At 68.7% G+C, this 6,653-nt stretch carries 6 protein-coding genes; 3 read left to right on the top strand and 3 right to left on the bottom strand.

The window, feature by feature from the left end; translation table 11 throughout:
* Positions 1-57: 57 nt before the first annotated feature.
* The 3 genes from IFU11_RS15585 to IFU11_RS20840 all read right to left on the bottom strand — a co-directional run bounded on the left by IFU11_RS15585 (position 58) and on the right by IFU11_RS20840 (position 3,417).
* Positions 58-600, bottom strand: a complete 543-nt coding sequence (locus tag IFU11_RS15585; protein WP_124769927.1) for a hypothetical protein — start codon at positions 598-600, stop codon at positions 58-60.
* A gap of 142 nt (positions 601-742) precedes the next feature.
* A complete protein-coding gene (locus tag IFU11_RS15580; RefSeq protein WP_192019531.1) occupies positions 743-2,659 on the bottom strand; it encodes a DUF4012 domain-containing protein in 1,917 nt (638 codons plus the stop codon).
* Between the two features lie 5 nt (positions 2,660-2,664).
* Entirely contained in the window at positions 2,665-3,417 is a 753-nt protein-coding gene (locus IFU11_RS20840) for a CPBP family intramembrane glutamic endopeptidase (RefSeq protein ID WP_192019530.1), read from the bottom strand.
* A gap of 151 nt (positions 3,418-3,568) precedes the next feature.
* On the opposite strand from IFU11_RS20840, the gene IFU11_RS15570 reads away from it, so the two are divergent.
* Genes IFU11_RS15570 through IFU11_RS15560 form a run of 3 tightly spaced genes read left to right on the top strand, consistent with a single transcriptional unit; the run spans position 3,569 to position 6,554 of the window.
* Positions 3,569-4,951, top strand: coding sequence for a polysaccharide biosynthesis tyrosine autokinase (locus IFU11_RS15570; protein WP_192019529.1), 1,383 nt, complete (start codon positions 3,569-3,571; stop codon positions 4,949-4,951).
* Positions 4,948-5,544, top strand: coding sequence for an arsenate-mycothiol transferase ArsC (locus IFU11_RS15565; protein ID WP_192019528.1), 597 nt, complete (start codon positions 4,948-4,950; stop codon positions 5,542-5,544). The genes IFU11_RS15570 and IFU11_RS15565 overlap by 4 nt, the downstream gene beginning before the upstream one ends.
* The gene (locus tag IFU11_RS15560) at positions 5,544-6,554 is read left to right on the top strand and encodes a hypothetical protein (protein WP_192019527.1); all 1,011 of its coding nucleotides are present in this window, start codon (positions 5,544-5,546) and stop codon (positions 6,552-6,554) included. The genes IFU11_RS15565 and IFU11_RS15560 overlap by 1 nt, the downstream gene beginning before the upstream one ends.
* Positions 6,555-6,653: the final 99 nt, after the last annotated feature.

Raw genomic sequence — 6,653 nt, 5'->3', positions numbered from 1 at the left:
GCGGCCGGTGCAGAAGCACCGGCCGCCGTTTCGTGTGCGGCGTGAGCCGCGATGTGACTAGGCCGCGAGCGAAGCGCGCTGGCGGCGAACCATGACGAGGACCGCGATGAGCGCTGCGCCGAGGGCGACTGCGCCGGCTGCACCCCAGACGACGAACGCCGGAGCGCCGAAGCCGGTGTCAGCGAGGTCGTTGTCGTTGCCGCCCGAGCCGGAGCCGGCAGCGGTGACCGTGAGGGTCGCGTTCACGGTGACGAGCGAGGTCAGGCCGGTGGCCGTGACCGTGTACGTGCCGGACGCGTTGCTGGGGAGCGTCACGTTGAGGTTGACGGCGCCGGTTCCGGAAGCCGTCTTCTGGAGCGACTTCGAGTCGACCGCTGCGAGGGTGGCGCCGGAGGCGTTCTCACCGGTCAGCGTGAACGAGACCGTCTCGCCGGGCTGGAAGGATCCGGCGGTGAAGGCGACCGTGCTGGTGCCGCCCGGCGTGATCGTGCCACTGACCGTGACGGATCCGTCGGGAGCGTAGAAGGCGTTGGCTGCGACAGGCGCGATGAACAGGCCCGCGAGGACCAGCGCGAAGATCGCGGTGATTTTCTTGATCATGAGTGTCCCCTTGAAGGCTCTGCAGGTGTGCTGGTGCAATGACAGTGCTGTAGCCGACCGCCTTGACGATGTCGTCGTGCGGCGGAAGTAGAGCGTGCCTCCCCGACACCCCCCGAAAACGGGTCAAGAGCGACAACAGTCCTTACTGTAGAGCAAATTCACAGTTAATGGACGCCTGTTGTGTTTCAGAGAGATGAACTTTCGGCGTGGCCACGACTTCCGGGGTTCCCGATGCGTCATACGCCGTCACACCGAGGTCGACGGTCGTGCTCTCGCCAGGCGCGAGTTCGATGGCGAACTGTGTGATCGGGAACTCACCGTCGGTCGCCGGCTGCGATGGGAGCACCGCTCCGTCCCGCTCGACGCCGCCCGGCATGGACCCGGGGGGCGCGTAGACGATCACGCGGAACCGGAAGCTGCCCTTGGGCACGCCGTACTGGCCTTGGCCGGTGATGTAGTCGTTGAGCGTCGTCGCCGCGTCAGCAGGTGCGGTGTTCGTCAGGGTCAAGCGCAGGCCGAGGAGTTTCCCGTCGGAGCCGCACTGCGCCGACCCGACTGCCGTCTGCACGTCGAGGTAGTAGCCCATCTTGCTGCCGGTGGCGTCGTTGATGTACACGCCGAACGCGTTGGGCGCCTGGGCCGCGGTCGGCAGCAGGTCCGTCAGCGTCGTCCCGTCCAGCAGGGCCTGTTCCGTCTCGTCCGCGTTCCAGATCAGCACTCGTCGTTCCGAACCGGCTTTCGCCAGCGCGCCGATGAACGCGGTGGGGTCGAAGTTCCCGGAGGCGATCCGGTCGAAGACCGCGCCAGACGCCGCAGCGAAGAACGCGTCCTGGTCGGGACCGGCGGGGTACCGGATGTACACCTCGTTGAGCAGCAGTGCGGCTGCGTTCGCCGAGGTCAGCTCGTCTCCGGTGGCGAGGGCGATCGGTCCGGTCGCGTCGAGCAGGTAGCCGAGGGCGACCGGGTCGATGCTGAGCACACCGTCGACCCGGGTTCCGAACCGTTCGAGCCACATCTCGGAGGCCAGCTGGGCTGACTCCTGGAACCGGGGCGTCAGCGTGACGTTCTGCAGCCATCGACCGGTGATGTTCCCGTAGATGCCGGCGGTGTCGCTCGCAAGCGGCAACACGGGCTCCGGGAACCGCGGGAAGTCGGCGGTGGACGCCTGCTGGAGCAACGTGATCCGTCCGCCATCGGTCCCGATGAGCGCGAGCGCGCCGGGGTTCCCGCCACTCGCGCGCGGCTCGGCCGGGTTCTGGAACATCACGAGGTAGGTGCGCGGTCCGTCGGCGCCGAGCATGGCCGGCATCAGGTCGATCGCCCGCCTCGCCGCGTCCACGGTGTCGGCGGTCTCGGTGAGGACGGGGCGCAGCTGATCGACCGCGCCACGGACCTGACTGATGAGCGAGCCTTCGTCGATCGTCCGCACGCGTTCGGCGGCACCTTCCAACGCGTCGTCGGCCTTGCGCACGTCCTCCTGCGCATCGACGATCGGTTGCAGCGGCACCGCGCCGTCGACCGGCTTGAACAGCTCGGGGCGCAGCGAGCCTGCGAGGTTGACGAGCGGCGTGATGGCGCCGACGGCGACGTCTTCGGTCGCGCCGGCCAGCTCGCGGACGGCGGTGAGGTTCGGTCCGACCCACGGGACGATCTCGGCGGCCCGCCAGATCGGATCACTCGTCAGGCCGGCGGCCGCTCGAGCATGCGCAGCCAGCTCGCGTGCGGTCTTGCCGGCCGCACCGGGATCGTCGGCGACGACCTGTTCGCGAACCGTCTGCGCCAGCGGAACGGCCGCTTCGAGTTCCCCCTTGGCGAGGAAGGCGCGCACACCGATCCAAGCCACAGCCGCGACGACGACGAGGACGAGGCCACCGACGATGAGCAGCGTCCTGCGACGGCGGACCTTCAGTCGCTCGTCACGCGCGCCCTCCCGACGACGGGCCCGCGAACTGGCGCTCGACCTCCGGCGGGAGCCGTCAATGCGGCTCGATCCCTCGGACCGTCGGGCGGCGGGGCGATCGCCGGAAGATGAACGACGGTCGTCGGATGGGGACGGCATGGGCGCTATTCAATCACGACGCCTGTTCCACCGGTCACGGCGGTCACACCGAGCACGAGGACCGAGGCGTTGAAGACGATGTGCGTCACGATGGCCGGACCGAGTCGCCCGGTGAGCACTGCGGCTGTGCCGGTTCCGAGGCCGACGAGGAACGTCCCGACACCGGTGACGAGTGCTTCCGACGGCCCGCTGGCGACCACCAGGTGGAGCGACGCGAACAGCGCTGCGGAGATCACGACGGCGATCCAAGCGGCCCGGCCGGGCAGACTTCCGCGAACCGATCGCAACAGCAGCCCCCGGAAGAACAGCTCCTCGACGACGGGGGCGATCACCGTCGCCGCGAGCACCGCGACGACGAACGAGGCCACGATGAGCGCACTCCCGGCCGGCACTCCGCCGCCGGCCGTCGACGGCAGTGAGCCGTAGACGACCACCTCGAGGACACTGACGAGGATGCGGAGGAGCAGCCCCGCGGCCAGCCCCCAGAGCAGGTCGATCGGTCGGAAGGCGAGGCCGAGCACGGGCGCACTTCCACGAGGGGACGAGACGGCGAACCGGGCGACGAGCACCGCGCCGAGAAGCGGGACCCACACGAGTACGTAGCCACCGAGGGCATCGAACGGCTGCGGGATCTGCACCCCGGCACGGATGGTCGCGCCCAGGAGCGCTGCCACCGCGAGCCCGATGAGCGCGATGGTCACCCTCGTCCTGGCGCGTCGCGTGTCCGTGCTCGAAGGGGTTCCTGGGTCGTCCGTCACGGTCGCAAAGCTACGCCACGCGTCGACCCGCTCGATCACGACGCTCGGGAACAGTTGACGGTTTGTGGCACCATGGCTCACAACCCCCTCTTCGGGGCCGCCTCCAACCGAGGTGCCATGCTCTCCCCTCTGACTGATCGGATGCCACCGCGTGGAGCTTCGTGACTATCTCCGTGTCCTTCGCAAGTACTGGGTGCTGATCGTCGCGCTCTCGCTCCTCGGGGTCGCGATCGCAGCGACCTACTCGCTCATCAAGACGCCCGAGTACAGCTCATCGGCGAAGGTGTTCGTCTCGACGCAGTCCAGCGACAACGTGCAGGAACTGGCTCAGGGGAACACGTTCACGCAGCAGCGGGTGAAGACCTACGCCGACCTCGTGAGCACCCCGATCGTGTTGCTCCCGGTCGTCGGCTCCTTGGAACTCAACATCACCGCGGGCGAGCTCGCCGAGCAGATCACCGCTTCGGCGCCGCTCGACACGACGCTCATCGAGATCACGGCCATGAGCCCCGACCCGGTGCTGGCCGCGGAGATCGCCAACACCACGGCGGAGAGCCTCACGGCCGTCGTGTCGAAGATCGAGACGCCGGAAGACGGGGCGTCCAGCCCGGTCAAACTGACCTTGGTGCAGCAGGCCGGCGTCCCGAACACTCCGGTGAGCCCGAACGTTCCGCTCAACATCGCGCTCGGCCTGCTCGTCGGCCTCGCGATCGGTGTTGGTTTCGCCGTGCTGAAGGAGACGCTCGACACCCGCATCCGCAATGAGCGCGACGTCGAAGGTGTCACGGACATCCCGCTCATGGGTGGGATCGCCTGGGACCCGAAAGCGAAGCAGCGTCCGCTCATCGTGCAGGCCGACCCGAAGAGCCCGCGCGCCGAGTCGTTCCGCAGCCTGCGGACGAACCTGCAGTTCCTCGACGTCACCGACCAGCCACGCAGCTATGTCATCACCTCGTCGATCCAGAGCGAGGGGAAGAGCACGACGGCGGCGAACCTGGCGATCGCGCTGTCGGATGCCGGCCACAAGGTCGTCCTGATCGACGCGGACCTCCGCCGCCCGAAGCTCGCGAACTACTTCGACATCGAGGGCGCCGTCGGACTCAGCGACGTCCTCATCCGTCGAGCCACGCTCGACGACACCATGCAGCAGTGGGGGCGCGGCTTGCTGCAGATCCTCCCCGCCGGTGCCGTACCGCCGAACCCGAGCGAGCTCCTCGGTTCCGTCGTCATGCAGAAGCTGATCCGTGGGCTGGAGCAGCAGTTCGACTACGTGATCATCGATGCACCGCCGCTCCTGCCGGTCACCGACGGGGCGCTCCTCGCTCGTCACACTGGCGGGGCGCTCGTCGTCGTCGCAGCCGGCCGGACCCACAAGAACCAGCTGAAGGGTGCGCTCGAATCACTGGCGCACGTGAATGCCTCGGTCGCCGGACTCGTCATGACGATGGTGCCGACGAAGGGCCCTGACGCCTATGGGTACGCACGTTACGGCTACGGAGCCGGGTACGGCTACGCCGAGGATGTGAAGAAGTGACCGGTTCCTCTGGAACCCCTTCTCGGCCGTTCTCGGTCCTCTTCGTCTGCACCGGCAACATCTGCCGCTCGGCACTGGGGGCGCAGATCCTCACCGCGAGGCTCGCGGCCGCCGGCGTCACCGCGGGTGGGCGGCCGATCGCCGTGTCGAGCGCGGGGACGGGCGTCGGCCAGGGCCTCGAGATGCCTCATGAGGTCGTCGAACAGTCGCGCCGGTTCGGTGGCTCACCGGAAGGCCACGTCCCCACCCCGCTCGACCGCGACCTCGTGGCCGACGCCGACCTGATCCTGACGGCGACCCGCGAGCACCGCAGCGTCGTGGCACGGCTCCTCCCTCGGGCCTCCCGCGTCACGTTCACCGTGCCGCAGTTCGCGAGGCTCGTCGCAGAGGCCCCCGTTGTCTCCGACCCATGGACACTCGTCGACGAGGTCGCCGCGCAGCGCGGGTCCGTCCCGCCTCCGGAGGACCCGCAGGACGACGACATCGAAGACCCGTACCGCCGGAGCGCGTCCACCTACGCGCGGGTCGGCGACCAGATCCACGACCACGTCTCCGTCATCGCGGATCGACTCGCTCAGGCAGGCGACCGATAGTGACACCCAAGCAGAGCAGGTCGACGTATCGCGCGGGCGATCGCAAGGAGACCTTCTGGGATCGGCTCGGCTCCAGACGTCGGACGCTGGCGATCATCGGGCTGGCGCTCTTCCTCATCGCCGACGTCGTCCTCGTCGGGCTCGCGCTCACGGCCAACGGCCGCAGCACCGATGAGCCCACACAGCGCCCGATTCCGACGTTCGGCGGGACGCCGTCGACCACCGCCTCGCCGGAGGTCGCCGAGGAGCCCGTTGCCGCTGAGTCGACCGAGCGGTTCATGGCTGCTGGGAACGCAACGGTCCTCTGGCGTGCGACTCAGGGCACTTGCGAAGCTCCCGCCGTCGTCGAGCGCAGCGAGGACGCTGGTGTCACGTGGGCGGTGATCCCGACCGCCCAGGCGTTCGATCTCCGCGTCGTCTACGCGCTCACGGCGACGAGCGAGGACGAGGTGCAGCTCGTCGGATCAGCCGGGGCGGACTGCGCGGTCGGCGGATTCTCGTCGACCGACGCCGGCGACACCTGGGACTCCTCGCCCGAACTGCTCTCGACCGTCGCGTACCAGACGCCGGGTGGAGCAGCCGATGGCTCGAGAGCTGTTGTGCTGGCCGGTCAGACGGTCGCCGCACCGTGTCCAGGGGTCGAGGCCATGGCGGCGGGGTCCGAGCGCACCGTCGCCGCCTGTTCAGCTGTGCTCGCAGAGTGGGACGCAACGACCGGATCCTGGTCGGCGATCCCGTTCGCCGGTATCCACGCCCTCGATGTCCAGGCCGAGCAGATCCTATTCGCTGCCAGGGGCGTTCCGGGGTGCGCAGGACTTGGCGTGCTTCGCGTGTCGGGCGCCACGCTCACCTCGGCATCTGCAACTGAGAGCATCGGCTGCGTTTCCGACGCCGACCTCGCGGCACCGGCGGCATTCGCCTCCAGCGACGGCGCGAGCTGGCTCTGGGTCGGCGATGCGCTCTTCACCTCGAGCGATGGCGGTGCCACCTGGACAGCGCTCGCGTCCTGAGCCGCTCTTCAGACGCCACTCGCAGTAGGGTTTTCCCTACATTTGTCGCTCTCGTGGCCCAAACGGGGGACATCCACCAAAAAGGGGACAGATGTTGCG

The sequence above is a fragment of the Plantibacter sp. CFBP 8804 genome, assembly GCF_014841225.1.
Classification (GTDB): domain Bacteria; phylum Actinomycetota; class Actinomycetes; order Actinomycetales; family Microbacteriaceae; genus Plantibacter; species Plantibacter auratus.
Note: the sequence above shows the minus strand (reverse complement) of the source record. Positions and strands in the feature narration are given on the sequence as shown.

Coding starts and splice junctions, on each gene's coding strand:
- IFU11_RS15585 (WP_124769927.1), bottom strand. CDS start 600: ATGATCAAGAAAATCACCGCGATCTTCGCGCTGGTCCTCGCGGGCCTG.
- IFU11_RS15580 (WP_192019531.1), bottom strand. CDS start 2,659: ATGCCGTCCCCATCCGACGACCGTCGTTCATCTTCCGGCGATCGCCCC.